Origin of the sequence: Enterobacter sp. UNJFSC 003 (genome assembly GCF_036903355.1) — a bacterium.
Classification (GTDB): domain Bacteria; phylum Pseudomonadota; class Gammaproteobacteria; order Enterobacterales; family Enterobacteriaceae; genus Enterobacter.
In genome coordinates this window covers 693,794-714,702 of sequence record NZ_JBAKHK010000002.1, presented here as the reverse complement: position 1 = coordinate 714,702, position 20,909 = coordinate 693,794, and the positions used below count along the sequence as shown (strand labels likewise).

The following is a 20,909-nucleotide window of genomic DNA, read 5'->3' as shown; positions in this document are numbered from 1 at the left end:
TATTCTTAAGGTTTTCATATGCAGTGCGCACTCTATGACGCCGGTCGCTGCCGCTCCTGTCAATGGATAGAGCAGCCGGTCTCACAACAACTCACCGCCAAAATGTCCGACCTGCAACAGCTGCTGGCTGACCGCGCGGTGGGTGAATGGTGCGCGCCCGTCAGCGGGCCGGAGCAGGGCTTCCGTAACAAAGCCAAAATGGTGGTCAGCGGCAGCGTCGAAAAACCGCTGCTGGGCATGCTGCACCGCGACGGCACGCCGGAAGATTTAACCGACTGCCCGCTTTATCCCGCCTCCTTTGAGCCGGTATTTGCGGCACTGAAGCCCTTCATTGCCCGTGCGGGCTTAACGCCCTATAACGTGTCCCGCAAGCGCGGCGAGCTGAAATATCTTCTGCTGACCGAAAGCCAGATCGACGGCGGGATGATGCTGCGTTTCGTGCTGCGCTCGGACGCTAAGCTGGAACAGCTTCGCGCGGCGCTGCCGGGATTGCAGCAACAGCTTCCGCAGCTGAAGGTGATTACGGCAAACATTCAGCCGGTACATATGGCAATCATGGAAGGGGAGAAAGAGATTTTCTTCACCGACCAGCATGCGCTGGCCGAGAGCTTCAACGGCGTGCCGCTGTGGATCCGCCCGCAGAGCTTCTTCCAGACGAACCCGACCGTGGCGAGTGCGCTGTATGCCACCGCGCGCGACTGGGTTCGTGCGTTGCACATCAATCATATGTGGGATCTGTTCTGCGGCGTCGGCGGTTTTGGACTGCACTGCGCCACGCCTGAGATGCAGCTCACCGGCATTGAGATCTCCGCGGAGGCCATCGCCTGCGCTAAGCAGTCTGCCTCGGAGCTGGGGCTAAGCAATCTGCGTTTTCAGGCGCTGGACTCCGCGCAGTTTGCCACCGGGCAGGGCAACGTGCCGGAGCTGGTGCTGGTGAATCCGCCGCGCCGTGGCATTGGACAAACACTGTGCGACTACCTGAGCCAGATGGCACCGGAATACATCGTGTATTCCAGCTGTAACGCGCAGACAATGGCGAAAGACATTGCGCTTCTGCCGGGCTACCGCATTCAACGCGTTCAGCTTTTCGATATGTTCCCCCACACCGCACATTATGAAGTGCTGACGTTGCTCGTAAAATCTTAAACAAAATGTGAACTCTTCCCCCCGGCGAAATCAGGTAAGCTTAAGGCATAAGAATTGAATTAAGGCTTACCGATGAAGCAAATCCTCCTGGTGGAAGATGACAACGATATCGCGGCGCTCCTGCGTCTTAATTTAGAGGACGAAGGCTACGCCATTACCCATGAACCGGACGGTGGAAGGGCGATACAGCGCCTGGAAACGCAGCCCTGGGATGCGGTGATCCTCGACCTTATGCTTCCCAGCGTGGATGGCCTTGAGATTTGCCGCCGTATCCGCCAGATGACCCGCTACCTGCCGGTGATCATCATCAGCGCCCGCAGCAGCGAAACCGACCGCATTACCGGGCTGGAAACGGGAGCCGATGATTACCTCGCTAAACCCTTTTCGGTGCAGGAGCTGATTGCGCGCATCAAGGCGCTGTTCCGCCGCCAGCAGGCAATGGGGCTGGCGCAAACCTCAGGACATATTCAGGCTCACGGCCTGACGATCGATCCGCTGGCGCGTACGGTGCGTCTTAACGGGCAACACGTCGACCTTACGCCACGCGAATTCGAGCTGCTCTATTTCTTTGCCCGCCATCCCGGTGAGGTGTTCTCGCGCCTGGCGCTGCTGGAGCAGGTCTGGGGCTATCAGCATGAAGGCTACGAACACACCGTCAACACCCACATTAATCGCCTGCGTATCAAGATTGAAAAAGACGCCGCCGAGCCGGAAATCATTCGTACCGTCTGGGGCAAAGGCTATAAATTTGCGGAGCTGAACCATGATGCGGCGCTTTAGTCTGAGCCAGCGTCTGACGCTGCTGTTCGTCCTGCTGCTAATGCTTTGCGCCATCATTGCCTGCGCGGTGCAGCTTTACAGCAGCATGCAGTACGGTAACGCGATGGTGCAGCGGCTGTCCGGCGGCCTGGCGCAACAAATCGTCCAGCGCGAACCGATTCTGGATACGCAGGGCAGGGTAGACCGCAGCGCCCTAAAACCGCTGTTCGATCGGCTGATGACCTTTAACCCGAGCGTCGAACTGTATGTTATCTCTCCTGATGGCGATATTCTCGCGGACGCCGCGCCTCCGGGCCATATCCAGCGACAAACCCTCGATCTGGCGCCCATTCACACCTTCCTGAGCGGGACAGCGATGCCGGTGCTGGGTGACGATCCGCGTAGTCAAAATAAAAAAGTCTTCAGCGCGACGCCGCTGCGTCAGGACGGCGAGCTGAAAGGGTATTTGTACATCATCCTGCAGGGCGAAGAATCGAACGCGCTGGCGGAGATGGCCTGGCACAAAGCGCTGTGGAGCACGGTGCTGTGGTCGTTGATGTGGGTTGCACTGTTTGGCCTACTGGCAGGACTGCTGATTTGGTACTGGGTCACCCGTCCGGTGAAAAAACTGACCGTTGAAGTCGCCGGGCTGGAGCAGGACAGCATAACCGCCATCAAGCAGCTGGCAGCCCAGCCGCTGGAGCCCGCAGTGAATGACGAGGTGGCGTTACTGCGCAATGCCTTTATCGAGCTGGCGCGCAAAATCATCTCCCAGTGGGATCAGCTGGCTGACGGCGATCGTCAGCGTCGGGAATTTATTGCCAATATCTCGCACGATTTACGCACCCCGCTGACCTCGCTGTTGGGCTATCTGGAAACGCTGTCGCTTAAATCCGCCACGCTGACGCCGCAGGAGCACCAGCAATATCTCGCCACCGCACTGCGGCAAGGGCAGAAAGTGCGTCATCTGTCACAGCAGCTGTTCGAGCTGGCGCGCCTTGAACATGGCGGCATTAAGCCACAGCGGGAACGTTTTGCGATGGGGGAGTTGATTTCTGACGTGGCGCAGAAGTTTGAGCTGACGGCACGCACGCGAGAGCTGAATCTGCATATTGATGTGCCGGGGCCGCTGCCATTAGTTAATGCCGATGTCTCCATGATCGAACGGGTGGTCACTAACCTGCTGGATAATGCCATACGTCATACGCCGGTTGGCGGCGAGATCCGCCTGGCGGTGTGGCAGGAGAACGAACAGCTGCAGGTTGAGGTGGCAGACAATGGCTCGGGCATCGATGCGGCGCTGCGCGACGATCTGTTCCAACGCCCTTCGGCGTTGAATACCCAGGCTTCAAGAGAGAACCGCGGTGGATTAGGGCTGTTGATTGTGCGACGAATGCTGGAGCTGCACGGCGGCGGCATCAGGCTGATGGAGTCGGTGAGCGGGGCGCGTTTTCGCTTCTTTGTGCCGTTATAGAATTGCCGGATAGGCCCAGCCTACAGACTCCCCCCGTAGGCCAGGCCACCCGGCAAAAGATCTTACTGCGGGAACCACTGCTCGCTGATTTTCTGGTACGTACCGTCAGCTTTAATCGCTTTCAGCGCGCCGTTCAGTTTTTCCAGCAGGGCTTTGTTATCCGGACGCACCGCGATACCCAGGCCCGTACCGAAGTACTGAGGGTCGGTGACTTTCTCGGTTGCCGTCCCCAGCTGCGGATTGGTTTTCAGCCACTCGTTGACCACCGCAGTGTCACCAAATACGCCGTCGATACGACCATTTTTCAGGTCGATAATCGCATTCTGATAGCTGTCATAGGCCACGGTTTTTACTTCAGGATGTTTGTCCTGAAGGTATTTCTGGTGCGTGGTGCCGTTTTCCATCCCGATGCGTTTGCCTTTCAGCTGGTCAAAAGAGGTATAAGCCCCTTTTTTCGCAATCACGACCGCCGAGTTAGCGTAGTACGGGTCGGTGAACGCGACCTGCTTGCTGCGCTCCGGGGTGATATCCATACCCGAAATAACCGCGTCGTATTTTTTGAATTTCAGAGACGGGATCAGGCTGTCAAACGCATGGTTGGTGAAGGTGCAGTCGGCCTGCATCTGTTTGCACAGCGCCTTTGCGAGATCGATATCAAAACCCACGATTTGATTGCTTGCATCCAGCGATTCAAACGGTGGATAGGTAGCAGAAACGCCGAAATTGATTTTATCTGCGGCTGATGCGCCAGCGGCGAAAGTTGCCAGTAATGCGGCCAGAACTAACTTTTTCATTTTACGACTCCCGTCTGTCTATCTTGTCATTATGCGCCGTGTCTGCGGCATGGATGTACAATGCCAGTGAATGAATTTATATGCAATAAAAATGATTAAGTATTGTTTAGGGTGTAAAAAAAAGCGGATAACCCATTAGGTTACCCGCTTCATGACTACAGTTTTATGCATTCGCGTGGTTAATTTCTGCGCTCAAACGCCAGCGCTTTACGTTCAATTAAACGCATCATCAGCGTCAGCAGACCGTTCACCACCAGATACACCAGGCCTGCGGCACCGAACACCATCACGTCATAGGTGCGCCCATAAAGCAGCTGCCCGTGGCCCATGACTTCCATCAGGGTGATAGTGTAGGCCAGCGAGGTACTCTTAAACACCAGCACCACTTCGTTCGAATAGGAGGAGAGGGCGCGCTTAAAGGCGTACGGTAGCAAAATCGCCAGGGTGTCTTTCTTGCTCATGCCCAGCGCGCCGCAGGACTGCCACTGGCCTTCCGGGATGGCGCGGATAGCCCCGTGGAACAGCTGGGTGGTATAGGCCGCACTGTTCAGGGAGAGCGCAATCAGGGCGCACAGCCACGGCTCAGAGAGCAGATGCCAGATAACCGGATACGCCTGCAGCGTCGGGAACTGGCCCGGGCCGTAGTAAATCAGGAAGATCTGCACCAGCAGCGGCGTGCCGGTAAACAGGGTGATGTAGGCGCGCACGATCCACACCAGCACCGGCGTTTTCAGCGTCAGGATGATGGTGAAGATAAGGGCCAGGATCAGCGCCACGATGATGGACGCGACGGTCAGCGTCAGGCTGGTATGCAGCCCTTTCATCAGCTCGGGTAAATAGTCCAGCATCAGCCTGGTCTCCGTTCAAAACGCGTCGCACGCAGGTCAATACGCTTGAGGATGTACTGACTTAGCAATGTGATTACCAGGTAGATAGCCGCTGCCACAATGTACCAGGTAAACGGCTCCTGGGTGCGGGTGGCGATGCTTTTGGTTTGCAGCATCAAATCATTCACGCTAATTAGGCTCACCAGCGCGGTGTCTTTCAGCAGCACCAGCCACTGGTTACCCAGGCCCGGCAGAGCGTGACGCCACATCTGCGGCATCACCAGACGGAAGAAAATCGCCGCTTTCGACATTCCTAACGCCTGGCCGGATTCCCACTGCCCCTGCGGCACGGCTTTCAGCGCGCCGCGTAGCGTCTGCGAAGCGTAGGCAGAATAGAGCAGGGAGAGGGCAATCACGCCGCACAGGAACGGGCTGACGTCAAAATTCTCAATCTGCACCTGTACCGGGATCTGCGCAAAGCCGAGATTAATGGTAAAGCCGTCCGACAGCGTGAGCAGCAGCTGCGAGGAACCGAAATAGATGAACAGGACCACCAGAATCTCGGGTAGCCCGCGCAGCACGGTCACTAGTGCTGAGCCCGTCCAGGCGACGGGGAACCATTTTGCTGATTCCCATACCGCAAAGAACATCGCCAGCACGAGGCCGATAATAAGTGCACAAACGGCAAGGCCGACGGTCATCCCGGCGGCGCTTGCTAAAGGAAAAATTTCATTCATCAGGAATTACTTCTGGAACCATTTTTGGTAGATGGTTTCGTAGGTGCCGTCTTTCTTCACTTTTTCCAGCGCAGCGTTGAATTTCTGCTGCAGCTCGGTGTTGCCCTGACGCACGGCAATACCCAAGCCAGTACCGAAGTAGCCTTTATCCGTCACTTTCTCGCCTACTGGCGCCAGCTTGTCGTTCGCTTTCAGCCATTCGGTGACGACCGCGGTATCACCAAATACGCCGTCAATACGGCCGTTCTGCAGATCCAGCTTCGCATTTTGGTAGCTGTCATAAGGAACGGTGGTGATTTCCGGATGTTTGTCCATGATGAATTTCTGGTGGGTGGTGCCGTTCTGCACGCCGACTTTTTTGCCTTTCAGCTGGTCAATCGAAGTGAATTTCCCTTTCTGACCAATAAACAGCGCGGAGTTGTCATAGTAAGGCGTAGTAAACAGAACCTGTTTTTCACGCTCTGGCGTAATATCCATACCTGCCATGACCGCATCAATACGACGGAACTTCAGGCTTGGGATCAGGCTGTCGAAGGCCTGGTTGCTGAAGGTGCAGGTCGCGTCGATCTCTTTACACAGGGCATTTGCCAGGTCCACGTCGAAACCAACAATTTTGTTGTTGGCGTCGATAGATTCAAACGGAGGATAAGACGCTTCAGTCGCGAAACGAATGGTCTGGGCTGCGGTAGCGGAAAGGCTGACGCTAGCAAGCAGCGCGGCAATCAATACTTTTTTCATTATCATTTTCCCTAGCACAATCAGTGAGATAAGTAATTTTTGAAGGCGTCGGTTTGCGGGTTTGTGAAGCAGCTCGCGTCACCTTGCTCAACGATATACCCGTTTTCCATGTAGACCACGCGGCTGGCGGTTTTGCGCGCCACTTCCACTTCATGGGTTACGATGACCTGAGTAATGTTGGTTTCCGCCAGCTCGCGAATAATGCTCACAATCTGGGCGGTAATTTCTGGATCCAGCGCCGCCGTAGGTTCATCAAACAGCAGCACCGCAGGCTCCATCATCAGCGCACGGGCAATCGCCACGCGTTGCTGCTGGCCGCCGGAAAGGTGCAAAGGGTAGCGGTCGCTGTAGGGCTTAAGGCGCAGACGTTCCAGCAGCTTTTCCGCGCGCGCCATCGCCTGATCCTTGCTTAAACCGAGCACGCGGCAGGGCGCTTCAATCAGGTTTTGCACAACGGTCAGGTGCGGCCAGAGATTGTATTGCTGGAAGACCATGCCGACGTTTTGACGCAGTTCGCGAATGGCTTTATCAGACGGCGTTTTCGCAAAATCAAAATGGTTACCGGCAATGGCCAGCGTTCCCGAACGGGGCATTTCAAGCAGATTAAGGACGCGCAGAAGAGAGCTTTTACCCGCGCCGCTTGGGCCAAGCAAAACCAGCGTTTCGCCCTCTGGGCAGTTCAGCGTGATGTCGAACAGCGCCTGGTGTGCGCCGTAGAAGCAGTTAATGCCGTTTAGTTTAATACTCATCGGGGCAGTCTTTACTCATCCAGGCAATCTATAGCAATTGAGGCCGCAGATAGTACCGTTGACAGAATAGTTATGCAATATTTCTGCGTTAAAAGTTATATGTAACCCGTAATACTCTCTAAACATAGCACAAAATAGCGAAGGCCAATGGCGGCGAGTATAAATGTCGGCATTCCGCATGAAATGCCGGACATTTTACGGGGTTAACATTTAATTAACGGATGAGTTAGCGGTTCTCAATCGACTGCCGGAGCGTGCCGGCCGGGGCATGAACGCTGCCGCCGACGTAGCGCACGTCGTCTACCGCCCAGCACTGGCCTTCACGGATCATCAGCACTTCGTCCTGCCAGGTCTGGGTGCCCTGGGCCAGTTTTACGCGCAGTGGGATGTTTCGCGCATCCGTATTTGGGATGGTTGACGCACTGGCCACCTCGGCGCTGTCTGGCAACGTGGTACGGCTGGAGAACGGATCGGATTTCAGCAGGGCGTTATGTTGCGGATCGCGGGTCGCATCGTTAAGCAGTTTCGCCAACCCGTCGCTCAGGTAAGGACGCAGGCCGGTGAGATCGTTGCTGCGGTGCTGAATACGATAATCGTAGAACTGCTGCGCCACAGTATCCGGGCCGCCATCAATACATGGGCCGCTACGGGTTCCGATATCCTTAAAGGCTGGCGTGACCGGGGTGGTACAGGCGCTGAGCACCAGCGCGCAGGGCACTAAAAGCGTTAAAGCAGAGTAGCGCATGTTGATTTCCTTATTTGTTAACTATCCTTTCAATCATAGCGTAACGAACCGATAATGCTGTTGAAGTTAGGGTCTAAGGCATTGAACGCTAAAGAAGGAGAGAAGCTATGCAATTTTCAACAACCCCAACCCTGGAAGGGCAACCTATTGTCGAGTATTGCGGCGTGGTGACGGGCGAAGCTATCCTCGGGGCCAACATTTTCCGGGATTTCTTTGCAGGGATACGCGACATCGTTGGCGGGCGTTCTGGCGCCTATGAAAAAGAGCTGCGCAAAGCCCGTGAAATTGCTTTTAAAGAGCTGGGCGAGCAGGCTAAGGCGATGGGCGCGGATGCTGTTGTCGGGATTGATATCGATTACGAAACGGTCGGTAAAGATGCCAGTATGCTGATGGTGAGCGTAAGCGGAACGGCGGTGAAAACCCGTCGATGAAGCGTTCGCTCACATCCCTCCTGCTGGCGCTGTTGCTGGCAGGCTGCGCCACGGAAAAAGGCGTGGTGGATAAAGGCGCCTATGAGCTGGATACCCGTCATCAGGCGCAGGCGGCGTACCCGCGTATAAAGGTGCTGGTTATCCACTATACCGCCGATGATTTTGACACGTCGCTGGCCACGCTGACGGACAAAAATGTCAGTTCTCACTATCTGATCCCTGCTAATCCTCCCGCGCCGAATGGCAAGCCGCGTATCTGGCAGCTGGTACCGGAGAGCGAGCTGGCCTGGCATGCGGGCATCAGCTTCTGGCGCGGCACCAACCGTATTAATGATACGTCTGTGGGTATTGAGCTGGAAAACCGTGGGTGGCAAAAAACGGCGGGCGTTAAGCATTTTACCCCGTTCGAGCCCGCGCAAATTGCCGCGCTGATCCCGCTCGCCAAAGACATTATCGCCCGCTATAACATCAAACCAGAAAACGTGGTGGCGCATTCGGATATTGCCCCGCAGCGTAAGGACGATCCCGGTCCGCTGTTCCCGTGGCGCGAGCTGGCGCAGCAGGGCATTGGCGCATGGCCCGATCCGTCGCGTGTCGATTTCTATATTAACGCCCGGCCGCGTTATCAGCAGGTTGATACCGCAGCATTACTCGATTTGCTGGCTCGCTATGGGTATGAGGTGCCGCCCGATAGCACCCCCGCGCAGCAGAAACGCATCATCATGGTGTTCCAGATGCATTTCAGACCGCAGTTATGGAATGGGATAGCAGACGTTGAAACGATGGCCATCGCAGAAGCACTTTTAGAGAAATACGGGCAGGGGTAATCCTTCAGGAATACCCCCGAATGCGTAGATTTTCATGATTAATCATCAGATTAATCTTAAGTACATTCTCAATTCATTTTAAGTTAATTGATTTAAAATTGCCCTCAATTAAGATGGACTCATCGATTCACTCCATGAATCAAATTAAAAAGAAAGTTCTCGTTTGGTTTTTTAGTTTTAAAAGAAACAGACTTTATTTTACGACAATAACTGTATTTGTCGGGCGATTTCTCATTCAAACATCTTAATCGGGTATAATAATGTTAAGCATTTTCGGTAAAAGCACGCGTCCTCATCATGAAATGGATTCCATTATTGCCGCAACCGCGGGATATGAAGAAAAGACGTTAAAGAAATGGCAGAAAATATCAACGGCCAATTCGGATAATATTCATATCATTGTTAGCGGTGAAGTTGAGTTCCGCCGCACCTCTGACGATTTGTGCATGTTTACGCTGCAGGGACAGTGTATTTTCGGTCTCTCCGCCATTTTTTATAACTCATCTCATATGCACGGTGTTGTGCGCAGCAATGCTATTGTTCGCACCATCAATAAAGACGCATTTCACCGTTTAATGAATGAACGGGGTTTATGGCCTGATTTAACCAAAGTGCTGGCATGGTATATTTGCATGTTGAGTAAACGTGATGACGTTTTAGTGGCCCGCAGCGCGTATTCCGTGGTTCGCGAATTCTTAATCGAAATTAATGAACTTATTGTTCAGCACCAGCGCGATATCAATATTTATGATTATATTCAGGAATACACCAACCTGGCGCGCAGTACCATTATAAAAATCCTCTCTGACCTGAAAAAAGGTCAATATATTGTGGTGGAAAAAGGGCGACTGCTCAGGCTGACGACCTTACCTGAAAAATATTAGTCTCCCCCGGCGTCTCCTTTTAGCATTGAAGGGGACGCCGCCTGCGTTTCATCGACCGGTGGCGCGGGCACTTTCCCCTGTGAAATATCCTGCTGCTGTTCTTTCAACGCCTGCATAAACAACGCTTTTAACGAAGCGTCATCGTCGGAGCCGGTTGCCTGCGCGTGTGCTTCGGTGCCGGGTAAGGTATCGCGCGACGTATCGTGCGTGACCGGGCTATCCGGTAGTGCGCCATCGGGTGCCTGCTGCCAGTCATTCTCATTATTCATCGGTATATTCCCCATCGGCGGTAAATCATGCTGCACGTTCACCGACTGCGGTTTGGGCTGCGGGTGCGGGAACGGCTTCGTCACGTAGACGTAATGCATGTCCGACAGGCTCGTATCCAGCTTCGCGACGCTGACTTTTTTCATCACCGGAGCGGGATGGCGCAAGTTCCAGTACACATGCGCGTAAAGGCCGGCGACGATCAGCGCGCACAGCCCCAGACACCAGAGCGTGGCAACGCTGACTATTTTGCTGAACGACGGTAATCGCCAGGAAAACCAGACCGGTTCCCCGGTGGTATAGCTGCGCTGGGCAGCGAGACAAATGGTAGACATTATGCGTGCTTCTCTTGCGTGGTCGGGGTGGCCTGCGAGGCCTGGATCTGGACGCTCGGTACGGTATGGGTTTCGCGCATCAGCTGCATCAGCGTGTCTTCACCCGGAATACCGTCGACGTGAAGATGCATCTTTTCCTGGAAATCGCGGGTGCGCTTCATCAGCTCCGCCGTCCAGCTTTTATCGTGCGTTGCGCTTTCGCCCAGCGCCAGGCTCAACTGCTGATCCAGCCATTCCAGATCTTTTCCGTCGCTGGCGGCGGTGATTTCATCTTTACCGGACGGCGTCAGGCGGTGGAGGAGGGTGTAATCACCGGTGGCATGCTGGTTATACCAGGCGCGGCTCACCTGCCAGGTCCGGTTGTTCATCAGCAGATCCAGCGACGTTTTGCCTGCGCGGGCCACCACGGCGTAGTTAATGTGATCGCCCGTTTTAATTTCACTGACCCACGGATACCCTTCGGTTTCCAGCGTCGCCAGCGCGGCATTTCCCTGCTTACACGTCAGGTTGACTTTTGCCGCATTCTGGCAAAGCGCATCTTCAGCGGACGCGTCGTACCCCCACATGGCGTAAAGCTGATGCATGGCGTCAGGCTGGTTTACCACTTCATGTTCGATGATCGGCAGCACCGGCGCGTCTGGCGTTTTGATCTGCTGTTTCCAGCTGGCCGGCACCGGCAGGGCAACCGGCAGTTTTGCCGTGATGGTTGAGGTCATCATCCAGCCGCAGGCGGCAAAGAGTAAGGAGGCGAACAGCCCGACCGAGGTCAGCGCCTTGCCGCGTTTTGCTGCCGGAAGCACTTCGCCGGTGGCCAGCCGCAAATGACGTGGACCGACGTTCGGCGCGCGTTCGGTCCACGCGGCCAGCATGGAAAGATGCGCCAGCGCGTTTAGCTTGCAGATGTTACCTTTGGTAAGGGCGTGGATTTTTTTCACGCGAGCAGGCGTCAGCGGCGACGTCTCTGCGCCGTGCTCCTCGCACTGGGCCTGTACATAGCTCAGGTATTCGCGACGGACCAGCCCGCGCAGGGTATGGCAGGTCAGCACGAATTCCTGCAGTACGGACTCTTTCAGCATCGCTTCCCGATCTTCACTGCCCATCAGGACGATCGACACACGCACCTCCAGCTCCCGAGCACGGGTGAGCAACATACCCAGCACGTCATAGCCGCTGGCTTTCATCGCCTGCGCGTGAGTGATAACCAACACCTTGTGCGACGCGCGAGCGTCGCGCCACTGGCGCAGCACGGCATCCACGGCCTGCAGCTTATTTTTGCTCTCTTTCGCTGTCGGATTGAGCTTATAAAGGAGGCTGCTGGCGCTCAGCTTTGGAAATGCATTAACTGATATGACGGCACTGCTGCTGGCCTTCAGCGCATCGCTGAACTGCCCCAGCAGTTCACTGTCGTGGTAAAAGAGCCCGGTGATCCCTGCCTGCTGGCTTTTTTCTGTCAGAAGATTGAACACATCCTGATGATAAGGCACCAGAAAATCGCCCGCCTTACGGGTGATGTTTCTGAACGGAGGGGTACTGAACTTAAAATGGCTCTGATACATAGCGACTGACCGTCTCTTCTCTTTAATAGCAATGGACGGAAAGTAAGGGAATGGCTCACCCTGGTCAATTTAACACCAGAGTAAAAATAACCTGCTGGTGACATCTAACATTCGTCTTTTTTCGGGTCAATCATTTTCTTCATTAAAGTTAATAGCGAAGAAGCTGGTCGCTTATTCGCAGGCTCATTATTATTTGCTCACCAAGACATGCAGCACGCCGCTGCTTATTTCTGCTTTGCTAAAGGCCAGGTAAATAATGAGGAACGCATTCCTTTCCAGGTTAATGACGCCCTGCATCATGCTTGTTATGTTGATTTTTTGCAGCCAGCAGGGCTATGTCGTTTATAAAAATTATAAGAAGGTTACGAATACGTTAGCGAATGCTGAAAAGTCTCCGCGCAAAAAACGTGACGCTGAAAAAGACTTCGGGCTTTTTACCGCTGCAGTGCGTCAAAGCGACATGCCTGCCGCCACAAAAGCGCCTCTGTCCGCCGAAATTGAGGGCATCATCCGCAGCGATGAGTCCTGGCTGTCGTTTGCCGTGATCAAGACCCCTACCGGGCAGCAGAGCTACCGGGAAGGAGAACCACTGGTGGGATTTGATAACGCATATGTGGATGAAATTAATAAAGATAATGTGGTTGTGAAGTACCAGGGGGCGGCGCAGACGCTGGCCCTTAAGCAACCTGCGTATTTTAAGGGGGGCGTAGAGAGCGGCCCGGTTACAAAATCGAAAAAAGATGCGGGCGCAGACAGCCTGCATCTCGATGATTATCTGGTGTTAAAACCGTTAATCGATAAGGGCCAGCTGGAAGGCTTTAATATTAATCCACGGAATGCGTCTCCTTTTTACCGCAATACAGGGCTGAAACGGGGCGATGTGGTAGTAAAAATTAATGACGTCGATATGACGAAAGAAGCGCAGGCGAAAAATATCATCGTCAACTGGTCGAAAATGAAAGAAGCGGAGGTCGTCGTCAGACGGCACGCTCACCTTGAAAATATTCGGGTTAATGTTCTAAACAATTAACAAGTGTACATCATGAAGAAATTTCCATGGGCGTGCGTGGCGCTGACCGCATTGTCGTTATATTCCGGTTCGCTGCTTGCAGCCAACTTTAGCGCCAGTTTTAAAAATACTGATATTCGCGAATTTATCGATACGGTAAGTCGCAATCTGAATAAAACTATTCTCGTCGACCCGTCCGTTCAGGGCACCGTGTCGGTCAGAACCTATAACGTGCTGTCGGAAGATGAATATTATCAGTTCTTCCTGAGCGTGCTGGATCTCTACGGTTTGTCGGTCATTCCGATGGATAACGGGATGGTGAAGGTGGTGCGCTCCAGCGTGGCGCGTACCGCCGGTGTGCCGGTAGCCGACAGCAAAAATCCGGGCAAAGGGGATGAGATCATCACCCGCGTAGTGCGCATGGAAAACGTGCCGGTGCGCGAGCTGGCCCCGCTGCTGCGCCAGCTGAACGATGCTTCGGGCATCGGCAACGTGGTGCACTTTGAACCTTCCAACGTGCTGCTGTTAACCGGTAAAGCCTCGGTGGTGAACCGCCTGGTGGATCTGGTTGAGCGCGTAGACCGTTCCGGCATGCAGCGTCGTGAAATTGTGCCGCTGCGCTATGCGTCCGCCAAAGCGCTTTCCGACATGTTGAACAACCTCAACAACGAAGAGCAGAAAGGGCAGAACGCGCCGCAGCTGGCGACCAAAGTGGTGGCTGATGATGAAACCAACAGCCTGGTGATCAGCGGCACCGAAGATGCGCGGGCGCGTACCCGTACGCTGATTGGCCAGCTCGATCGCGAGCAGAATAACGAGGGCAACACCCGCGTCTTCTACCTGAAATACGCCAACGCCTCGAAAGTGGTGCCGGTGCTGACCGGTATTGGCGAACAGCTGAAAGACAAAGCCGGGACGCCGAAGAGCAAAACAGCCCCAACGGCAAGCGACCTGAATATTACCGCCGACGAGTCGACCAACTCGCTGGTGATCACCGCCCAGCCAAACGTGATGAACTCGCTGGAGAAGGTGATCGACAAGCTGGATATTCGCCGTCCGCAGGTGCTGGTGGAAGCCATCATTGCTGAAGTGCAGGACGGTAACGGCATGGATTTAGGCGTGCAGTGGACCGGCAAGCACGGCGGCGTGCAGTTTGGTTCGACCGGTCTGCCAATCAGCCAGATCAAAAACGGCACGATCAAAGGCGCCTCGTTTACGGGCCTGGCGACCGGCTTCTTTAACGGCGACTTTGGTGCGCTGATGACCGCGCTGTCGACCACCGGCAAGAACGACATTCTTTCCACGCCAAGCGTGGTCACGCTGGATAACAAAGAAGCGTCGTTCAACGTCGGTCAGGATGTGCCGGTGCTGTCCGGTTCCCAGACCACCAGTGGCGACAACGTATTTAACTCGGTTGAGCGTAAAACCGTCGGTACCAAGCTGAAGATTGTTCCGCAGATCAACGATGGGGACATGATCCACCTGAAAATTGAGCAAGAAGTGTCCAGCGTTGACGCCAGCGCCACCGAGGACGCCAGCCTTGGTCCAACCTTCAACACCCGCACCATCAATAACGAAGTGATGGTCCACAGTGGACAAACGGTCGTGCTGGGTGGGTTGATGGAAAACGTCAACAAACAGAACGTCTCGAAGGTGCCGCTGCTGGGCGACCTGCCGCTGGTGGGCCAGCTGTTCCGCTACACCTCGCAGGACACGTCGAAACGCAACCTGATGGTGTTTATCCATACGACCGTGCTGCGTGATGACGACAACTACAGCGCGGCGACGAAAGAGAAATACGATCAGATCCGCGCACGTCAGCAGCAGCGTATGGAAGAGCAAAAGCTCGGCATTCTCGAAAACTCGGATAACCCTGTTCTGCCGGCTTATCCGAAGCAGAGTCATGCGACGCCCGCTGGCGTAACCGCGACGTCCGCGTCCCGCAACCCCTTCAAAGAGTAAGCGGAGGTGATGCGTGGATGAACTGACGAAACAGCTTTGCACCAGCAGCTTTGCGAAAGACAACGGCATCCTGTACTGGAACGACGTGGTCTATATCCGTGAAGACGTGCCCGCGTTCGCCCTGCTGGAGATGCGCCGGGTGCTGGGGCGCGCCTTTGTGCCCGAGACGCTGAGCGCCGAAGCGTTCGATGAAATGCTGGCCAAAATCTGGCAGCAGAACAGCGGCGTTTCGCAGCAGCTGGTGGACGACATGGATGCGGATATCGATCTGATGGCGTTAACCGAGGAGATCCCGGACAACGAAGATCTGCTCGATAACGACGAAAACTCGCCGGTGATCCGCCTGATCAACGCCATTCTCGGCGAAGCGGTGAAAGACGGCGCATCGGATATCCATATCGAAACCTTTGAGCGCACGCTGAGCATCCGTTTTCGCGTTGACGGCGTGCTGCGCCCGGTGCTGCAGCCTGCGCGTAAACTGGCGCCGCTGCTGGTGTCGCGTATTAAAGTCATGTCGAAGCTCGACATTGCCGAAAAGCGTCTGCCGCAGGATGGGCGTATTTCGCTGCGCATTGGCCGTAAAGCGATCGACGTGCGCGTGTCGACCATTCCTTCGCAGTACGGCGAGCGCGTGGTCATGCGTTTGCTCGATAAGAGCAACCTGAAGCCGGATATCAATAAGCTCGGACTGATTGATGAAGAGCTGGAAAAACTGAAAGGGCTGATTGGTCGCCCCCACGGCATTATCCTGGTCACCGGGCCGACAGGCTCCGGTAAAAGTACCACCCTGTACGCCATTCTGTCGGCACTCAACGGGCATGAACGCAACATTCTGACCGTCGAAGATCCGATTGAGTACGAGCTGGAAGGGGTGGGGCAGACGCAGGTCAACCCGCGCGTGGACATGACCTTTGCCCGCGGCCTGCGCGCCATTTTGCGTCAGGATCCGGACGTGGTGATGATCGGGGAAATCCGTGACGGCGAAACCGCGCAAATTGCGGTGCAGGCGTCGCTCACCGGTCACCTGGTCATGTCGACGCTGCACACCAACAGTGCTGCGGGGGCCATCACCCGCCTGCGGGACATGGGGCTGGAGTCCTTTTTGATCGGTTCGTCGCTACTCGGCGTCATTGCCCAGCGTCTGGTGCGTCGGCTGTGTCCGCACTGCCGTACCACCAGTCCGCTGGATGACAATGAAAAAGCGCTGTTTAGCTTTATGGATACGCCACCGAAGGCCATCTATCGCGCCGTCGGCTGCGAGCACTGCCGCCAGAGCGGGTATCAGGGACGCGCGGGCATTCACGAGTTTCTGGTGGTCGACAGCACCATGCGCCGCGCCATTCATGAAGACAAAGATGAAATGTCCATTGAAACCGAGCTTTTCAAACAGGCCTACAGCCTGCGCGAAAACGGCCTGATGAAAGTCATCAGCGGCATCACCTCGCTGGAAGAGGTGATGCGCGTGACCGCCGAGCGTGGAGGCGATGAATAATGGCTTTCTACGTGTGGACCGCCACCGATGCCGCCGGGAAAACCCAGCGCGGCACGCTGCAGGCGGAAGGGCCAAAGCAGGTGCGCCAGACGCTGCGCGAGCAGAAGCTGATGCCGCTCACCATCACCGAAACCCGTGAAAACGCGGCCAGCACAAAAGCCAAAACCGGGGCCAAACTCTCTGTGCCGGTGCTGTCGATGTTTACCCGTCAGCTGTCGACGCTGGTCAATGCGTCGCTGCCGCTGGAAAGCGCCCTGAAGGCGATTTCGAAGCAGACGGAAGACAAAAAGCTGGCGGCGATGGTGGTCGAAATCCGCGAGAAAGTGGTGGAAGGCCATACCCTTTTTGACGCCTTCAGCCAGTTCCCGCGCACCTTCGACAAGCTCTACTGCACGCTGGTGATGGCCGGGGAGAAAACCGGCCACCTCGGCGATGTGCTGGAGAAGCTGGCGGAGTACAACGAGCAGCGTCAGAAGATGAAAAGCAAGCTGACGCAGGCGATGGTTTACCCGATTACCCTGACGGTGGTCGCCGTAGCGGTCATCAGCATCCTGCTGGTGGCGGTGGTGCCGCAGGTGATCGAGCAGTTTGTGCATATGAAGCAGCAGCTGCCGATCACCACCCGCACGCTGATCGCGGTGAGCGATTTCCTGCAGGCGTACGGGATCTACATTGCGGGTGGTTTCTTTGGCGCGGCTGTGGGCTTTAAGGCGTGGGTGAAGAAAAAAGCAAACCGTTTTCGCTGGAACAGCTGGCTGGTGAACGGCTCGCCGATCAAAAAGCTGGTCTGCGCCATCAACAGCGCGCGCTATATCCGCACGCTCAGCATTCTGCAGGCCAGTAGCGTACCGCTGCTGGAAGGGATGTATATCGCGATGGACGGGATCGAAAACCTCTATGCCCGGCAGGTGCTGGAGCAGGCGGCGGATACCGTCCGTCAGGGCGCGTCTCTGTATAACGCGCTGGACCAGGCGAAACTCTTTCCGCCAACCATGCTGTACATGATTGCCTCCGGCGAAGAGAGCGGGGAATTGGGTTCATTAATGGATCGCGCCGCGGAAAACCAGGAATCGGCATTACAGCATCGAATTACTTTAACACTGTCGGTATTTGAACCGGCACTGGTGGTAACAATGGCGACAGTCGTCTTATTTATCGTGCTGTCAATATTACAACCACTTCTTCAGCTCAATAATATGGTGGGTTAACTATGTCTTTAAAACGAAATAGCCTGAAGCGTCAGGCCGGGTTTACTTTGCTCGAATTAATGGTGGTCATCGTTATTCTTGGCGTCCTCGCCAGTATGGTGGTGCCAAATTTAATGGGTAACAAAGAGAAAGCGGACAGCCAGAAAGCGACCAGCGATATCGTGGCGCTGGAAGGTTCGCTGGATATGTACAAGCTGGATAACCACCGTTATCCCACCACCGAACAGGGTTTACAGGCGCTGGTCACCAAACCTGAAATCGCGCCGATCCCGAAAAACTACCGTGACGACGGCTATATTCGCCGCCTGCCGGAAGATCCGTGGGGCAATGATTATATTCTGGTCAGCCCGGGTGAACATGGCGCGGTGGATGTTTTCTCTGCGGGTCCGGATGCCGAAGCCAATACGGCTGATGATATTACCAACTGGTCTTTAGATAAGAAAGAGAAGTAATGAATAAGCAACGTGGGTTTACTTTGCTGGAAATTATTCTGGCGCTGGTGATATTTGCCAGCTGCGCCATGATGGTCGTTTCGACTATTCCCTCGCGCAGCGGTGCGGATATTTTCGGTCAGCAGTTAAAAGCCCTCGTTGAATATGGTTCAGACCGCGCGGTGATGGACGGAAATATCGTCGGACTGGTGGTCACAACATCTGAATATCAGCTGGTTGCCTGGGCCGAAAAAGACGGCGAGCGTCACTGGGAGCCGTTGACCGCCGGGCGCATTGTCACCCACGGCGCGTTCCCGGAAGAGATGCACGTCTCGCTGTCGCCGCAGCGCATTGCTGCCACAACGGACGCGACGCCGCAGATAGTCTTTTTACCGGACGGGGAGATCGGCCGTTTCAGGCTTGGGCTGCAGAGTTTCGACAAAAAGCAGCGCTTTAGCGTGGTGTCGCAGGGCGCATCACCAGTGTCGGTAGAGAACGATGACTAAACGCAAAGAACAGGGGATGACCCTGCTGGAAGTGATGGTCGCGCTGGTCATCTTCTCCACCGCTGCGCTGGCGCTGATGAACTCCGTCTCGCTGAATGTGCGTTTCACCCATGGCCTGGGCGACTCGCTGCAGGCGAGCTGGGTGGCGGAAAACCAGCTGGCGGAGGCAAAACTGAGCAACACGCCGTTCCCGGATGCCCTGCAAACGGGTACGGAAACGATGGGCGGCAGAAACTGGACCTGGCGCAAGCAGCGGGTAAAAACCGCGGAAAATCGCTTTGCCGATGAGGTGCAGGTGTACGCCGAGGGCGATGAAGATAAACCGGTGATTACCCTGCAGGTGATGGAACCCGGAGAGGCGAAATGAGTAAGCACACTCAGCGTCAGCAGGGCTTTACGCTGCTGGAGATCATGATTGCGCTGACCATCTTTGCGGTCATCAGCTTGCTTGCCTGGCAAATCCTTGACGGGGCGATGCGCACGTCTAACGCCACCGACGTGGCGGCCACTCGGTTAAACCAGCTTCAGCGCGCCTATAACCTGCTGGAGCGGGATTTCTTCCAGCTTCAGGCGCATGCCCCGCGCAACGAGCCTGATGTATTTGTTCTGGGTAAAGACGGCCTGGAACTGACCACGCTGAACGGCGTGAGCGGTCAGGTTCAGCTGGAGCGCGTGCGCTGGCGGTTAAAAGATAAAACGCTGTGGCGGGACATCTGGCCAGTCATCGACGGCCCAGCAGATGCGAAGCCGGAAGAGGTGCCGATCCTCAGCGATATTAAAGAGATGTCGTGGCGTTTCTGGAAAGCAGGCTGGCAGAGCAAATGGACCGATACGGCGCACCAGCCGGACGGCGTAGAGCTGCTGCTGACCATGGAGAACGGCGATACCTGGCGCTGGGTGTTCACCACACCGGGGGATCTGCCGGACGCGCCAGCGGCGCCGACCGATGCGGCGACGCCTGCGCAACCGCAGCCGGTTCCCGCCCCGTCAGGAGAGAATAAATGAGCGGAAAATCGGTTCGGAAACAGCGCGGTGTCGCGCTGCTGGTGGTGCTAATTTTGCTGGTCATGATGTCGGCCCTGGCGGCCAAAATCAGCCAGCAGTTCTGCCGCAATCTGCAGAAAACCCGCTATCAGGTGAGCCAGCAGCAGCTGCGCTGGTCCATTCAGAGCCAGCAAAAAACGATTGAAGATCGGCTCCAGACCTACGCCAGCGGCGAGAGCAAAGGGCTGTCGCCGAAGGGCGAATGGACGGAGCCGGTGGAGACCAGGGGGGAAAACTACACCGTGGTGAGCCAGGCTGAGGATGCCCAGACCTGCTTTAACGTCAATAACCTGCTGGCGGCAGATCAAATGCCAGCGGTACAGACCGCAGGTGCCCTGCCGGAAAAACCGGTGAAAGAACGCATCGTCGAGCAGCTCCTGGCCGACAGCGGCATTTCCGCGGGTGACGCTGAAGAGATTTACCAGCAGCTGCTGGACTATCTCGACGGCGATACCGCGACGGCAAAAGAGGGGCTGGAGACGGATGCCTGGGCTGGCGTGCAGCCAGCGCGCCAGCCCGCGAATCAGATGATGCGCACCCCGGGCGAACTCAAGCTGTTGCCCGCGTTTCCGGCGGCGGCCTACGGGAAGGTCAGCAAAGTGCTGTGTGCCTTACCCGACAGCGCCAGCAAGGTGGACGTGAATACGTTGACCAGGGAACAGGCGCCGCTGCTGGCCGCGTTGTTTATCGGCTCGCTGAGTGAGGACGAGGCCGCCCGGCTTATCGCCTCCCGCCCGGAAGAGGGCTGGGAGTCGATGGAGGCGTTCCTGAAAGAGCTTGAGACAAATTATCCGCAGACCAAAGACGCCCTCAAGCAGGTTCAGGCGTTGCTTGCGGTGAACAGTAGCTATTTCCGGGTCAACAGTACCGGCAATACCGACGATTTAACGCTGCGCGTCGTCAGCCAGCTTCATGTTGATAATGAAGCCGGGAAGGTTATTACCTGGCAACGCCGCTACCGAATGGTTGAATAACACAAGACGAACTC

23 protein-coding genes are annotated in these 20,909 nt (G+C 55.6%); 15 read left to right on the top strand and 8 right to left on the bottom strand.

Translation table 11 applies throughout. The features are described 5' to 3' along the window. The first annotated feature begins 18 nt into the window (after window positions 1-18). The 3 genes from rlmC (at window position 19) to V5P19_RS09500 (ending at window position 3,379) form a co-directional block, all read left to right on the top strand. The gene (gene rlmC, locus V5P19_RS09510) at window positions 19-1,146 is read left to right on the top strand and encodes a 23S rRNA (uracil(747)-C(5))-methyltransferase RlmC (protein ID WP_334402473.1); all 1,128 of its coding nucleotides are present in this window, start codon (window positions 19-21) and stop codon (window positions 1,144-1,146) included. A 72-nt stretch (window positions 1,147-1,218) separates the two neighbouring features. Further along, complete coding sequence (locus V5P19_RS09505; RefSeq protein WP_334402471.1) at window positions 1,219-1,926, top strand: response regulator transcription factor; 708 nt, start codon at window positions 1,219-1,221, stop codon at window positions 1,924-1,926. Continuing rightward, entirely contained in the window at window positions 1,910-3,379 is a 1,470-nt protein-coding gene (locus tag V5P19_RS09500; protein WP_334402469.1) for an ATP-binding protein, read from the top strand. The genes V5P19_RS09505 and V5P19_RS09500 overlap by 17 nt, the downstream gene beginning before the upstream one ends. A 62-nt stretch (window positions 3,380-3,441) precedes the next feature. Here V5P19_RS09500 and artJ read toward each other — a convergent pair whose 3' ends face one another. From artJ to V5P19_RS09470, 6 genes are all read right to left on the bottom strand, one after another. Next, window positions 3,442-4,173, bottom strand: a complete 732-nt coding sequence (gene artJ / locus V5P19_RS09495) for an arginine ABC transporter substrate-binding protein ArtJ (RefSeq protein ID WP_021240923.1) — start codon at window positions 4,171-4,173, stop codon at window positions 3,442-3,444. Between the two features lie 179 nt (window positions 4,174-4,352). Continuing rightward, window positions 4,353-5,021, bottom strand: a complete 669-nt coding sequence (gene artM / locus V5P19_RS09490; RefSeq protein ID WP_334402466.1) for an arginine ABC transporter permease ArtM — start codon at window positions 5,019-5,021, stop codon at window positions 4,353-4,355. After that, on the bottom strand, window positions 5,021-5,737 hold the full coding sequence (gene artQ, locus V5P19_RS09485) for an arginine ABC transporter permease ArtQ (protein ID WP_334402464.1): 717 nt from the start codon (window positions 5,735-5,737) through the stop codon (window positions 5,021-5,023). Before artQ ends, artM begins: the two co-directional genes overlap by 1 nt. Window positions 5,738-5,743: 6 nt before the next feature. Further along, the gene (gene artI, locus V5P19_RS09480) at window positions 5,744-6,475 is read right to left on the bottom strand and encodes an arginine ABC transporter substrate-binding protein ArtI (protein ID WP_334402463.1); all 732 of its coding nucleotides are present in this window, start codon (window positions 6,473-6,475) and stop codon (window positions 5,744-5,746) included. 20 nt (window positions 6,476-6,495) lie between these two features. Next, a complete protein-coding gene (artP, locus tag V5P19_RS09475) occupies window positions 6,496-7,224 on the bottom strand; it encodes an arginine ABC transporter ATP-binding protein ArtP (protein ID WP_148388102.1) in 729 nt (242 codons plus the stop codon). A gap of 226 nt (window positions 7,225-7,450) precedes the next feature. Beyond that, entirely contained in the window at window positions 7,451-7,969 is a 519-nt protein-coding gene (locus tag V5P19_RS09470; protein WP_334402457.1) for a lipoprotein, read from the bottom strand. Between the two features lie 107 nt (window positions 7,970-8,076). Here V5P19_RS09470 and V5P19_RS09465 point away from each other — a divergent pair, with 107 nt between their 5' ends. The 3 genes from V5P19_RS09465 to V5P19_RS09455 all read left to right on the top strand — a co-directional run bounded on the left by V5P19_RS09465 (window position 8,077) and on the right by V5P19_RS09455 (window position 10,111). Next, window positions 8,077-8,400: a heavy metal-binding domain-containing protein gene (locus V5P19_RS09465; RefSeq protein WP_334402455.1), complete on the top strand. Its 324-nt coding sequence runs from the start codon at window positions 8,077-8,079 to the stop codon at window positions 8,398-8,400. Then, window positions 8,397-9,227: an N-acetylmuramoyl-L-alanine amidase gene (locus tag V5P19_RS09460; RefSeq protein ID WP_334402453.1), complete on the top strand. Its 831-nt coding sequence runs from the start codon at window positions 8,397-8,399 to the stop codon at window positions 9,225-9,227. Before V5P19_RS09465 ends, V5P19_RS09460 begins: the two co-directional genes overlap by 4 nt. A 260-nt stretch (window positions 9,228-9,487) precedes the next feature. Further along, entirely contained in the window at window positions 9,488-10,111 is a 624-nt protein-coding gene (locus V5P19_RS09455; protein WP_334402451.1) for a helix-turn-helix domain-containing protein, read from the top strand. Here the strand turns inward: V5P19_RS09455 and V5P19_RS09450 are convergent. Further along, window positions 10,108-10,713, bottom strand: coding sequence for a hypothetical protein (locus V5P19_RS09450; protein ID WP_334402449.1), 606 nt, complete (start codon window positions 10,711-10,713; stop codon window positions 10,108-10,110). The two genes, V5P19_RS09455 and V5P19_RS09450, sit on opposite strands and share 4 nt — an antisense overlap. Continuing rightward, entirely contained in the window at window positions 10,713-12,269 is a 1,557-nt protein-coding gene (locus V5P19_RS09445; RefSeq protein WP_334402447.1) for a peptidoglycan-binding protein, read from the bottom strand. Before V5P19_RS09445 ends, V5P19_RS09450 begins: the two co-directional genes overlap by 1 nt. Window positions 12,270-12,567: 298 nt before the next feature. On the opposite strand from V5P19_RS09445, the gene gspC reads away from it, so the two are divergent. From gspC to gspK, 9 genes are read left to right on the top strand one after another with little or no spacing between them, the layout of a single operon-like run. Then, window positions 12,568-13,299 carry a type II secretion system protein GspC gene (gene gspC, locus V5P19_RS09440; RefSeq protein ID WP_334402756.1) on the top strand — a complete coding sequence of 244 codons (732 nt, stop codon included), beginning with the start codon at window positions 12,568-12,570 and terminating at the stop codon, window positions 13,297-13,299. A 12-nt stretch (window positions 13,300-13,311) separates the two neighbouring features. Beyond that, entirely contained in the window at window positions 13,312-15,240 is a 1,929-nt protein-coding gene (gene gspD / locus V5P19_RS09435; protein ID WP_334402445.1) for a type II secretion system secretin GspD, read from the top strand. A 13-nt stretch (window positions 15,241-15,253) separates the two neighbouring features. Next, window positions 15,254-16,732 carry a type II secretion system ATPase GspE gene (gene gspE / locus V5P19_RS09430; RefSeq protein WP_134349276.1) on the top strand — a complete coding sequence of 493 codons (1,479 nt, stop codon included), beginning with the start codon at window positions 15,254-15,256 and terminating at the stop codon, window positions 16,730-16,732. Next, a complete protein-coding gene (gene gspF / locus V5P19_RS09425; protein ID WP_334402441.1) occupies window positions 16,732-17,940 on the top strand; it encodes a type II secretion system inner membrane protein GspF in 1,209 nt (402 codons plus the stop codon). The genes gspE and gspF overlap by 1 nt, the downstream gene beginning before the upstream one ends. Window positions 17,941-17,942: 2 nt before the next feature. Continuing rightward, complete coding sequence (gspG, locus tag V5P19_RS09420) at window positions 17,943-18,392, top strand: type II secretion system major pseudopilin GspG (protein WP_042716894.1); 450 nt, start codon at window positions 17,943-17,945, stop codon at window positions 18,390-18,392. Beyond that, window positions 18,392-18,877, top strand: coding sequence for a type II secretion system minor pseudopilin GspH (gene gspH, locus V5P19_RS09415; protein WP_334402438.1), 486 nt, complete (start codon window positions 18,392-18,394; stop codon window positions 18,875-18,877). The genes gspG and gspH overlap by 1 nt, the downstream gene beginning before the upstream one ends. After that, window positions 18,870-19,244: a type II secretion system minor pseudopilin GspI gene (gene gspI, locus V5P19_RS09410; RefSeq protein ID WP_134349273.1), complete on the top strand. Its 375-nt coding sequence runs from the start codon at window positions 18,870-18,872 to the stop codon at window positions 19,242-19,244. Before gspH ends, gspI begins: the two co-directional genes overlap by 8 nt. After that, window positions 19,241-19,882, top strand: a complete 642-nt coding sequence (gspJ, locus tag V5P19_RS09405) for a type II secretion system minor pseudopilin GspJ (RefSeq protein ID WP_334402434.1) — start codon at window positions 19,241-19,243, stop codon at window positions 19,880-19,882. Before gspI ends, gspJ begins: the two co-directional genes overlap by 4 nt. Then, window positions 19,879-20,895 carry a type II secretion system minor pseudopilin GspK gene (gene gspK, locus V5P19_RS09400; RefSeq protein ID WP_334402432.1) on the top strand — a complete coding sequence of 339 codons (1,017 nt, stop codon included), beginning with the start codon at window positions 19,879-19,881 and terminating at the stop codon, window positions 20,893-20,895. Before gspJ ends, gspK begins: the two co-directional genes overlap by 4 nt. Window positions 20,896-20,909: the final 14 nt, after the last annotated feature.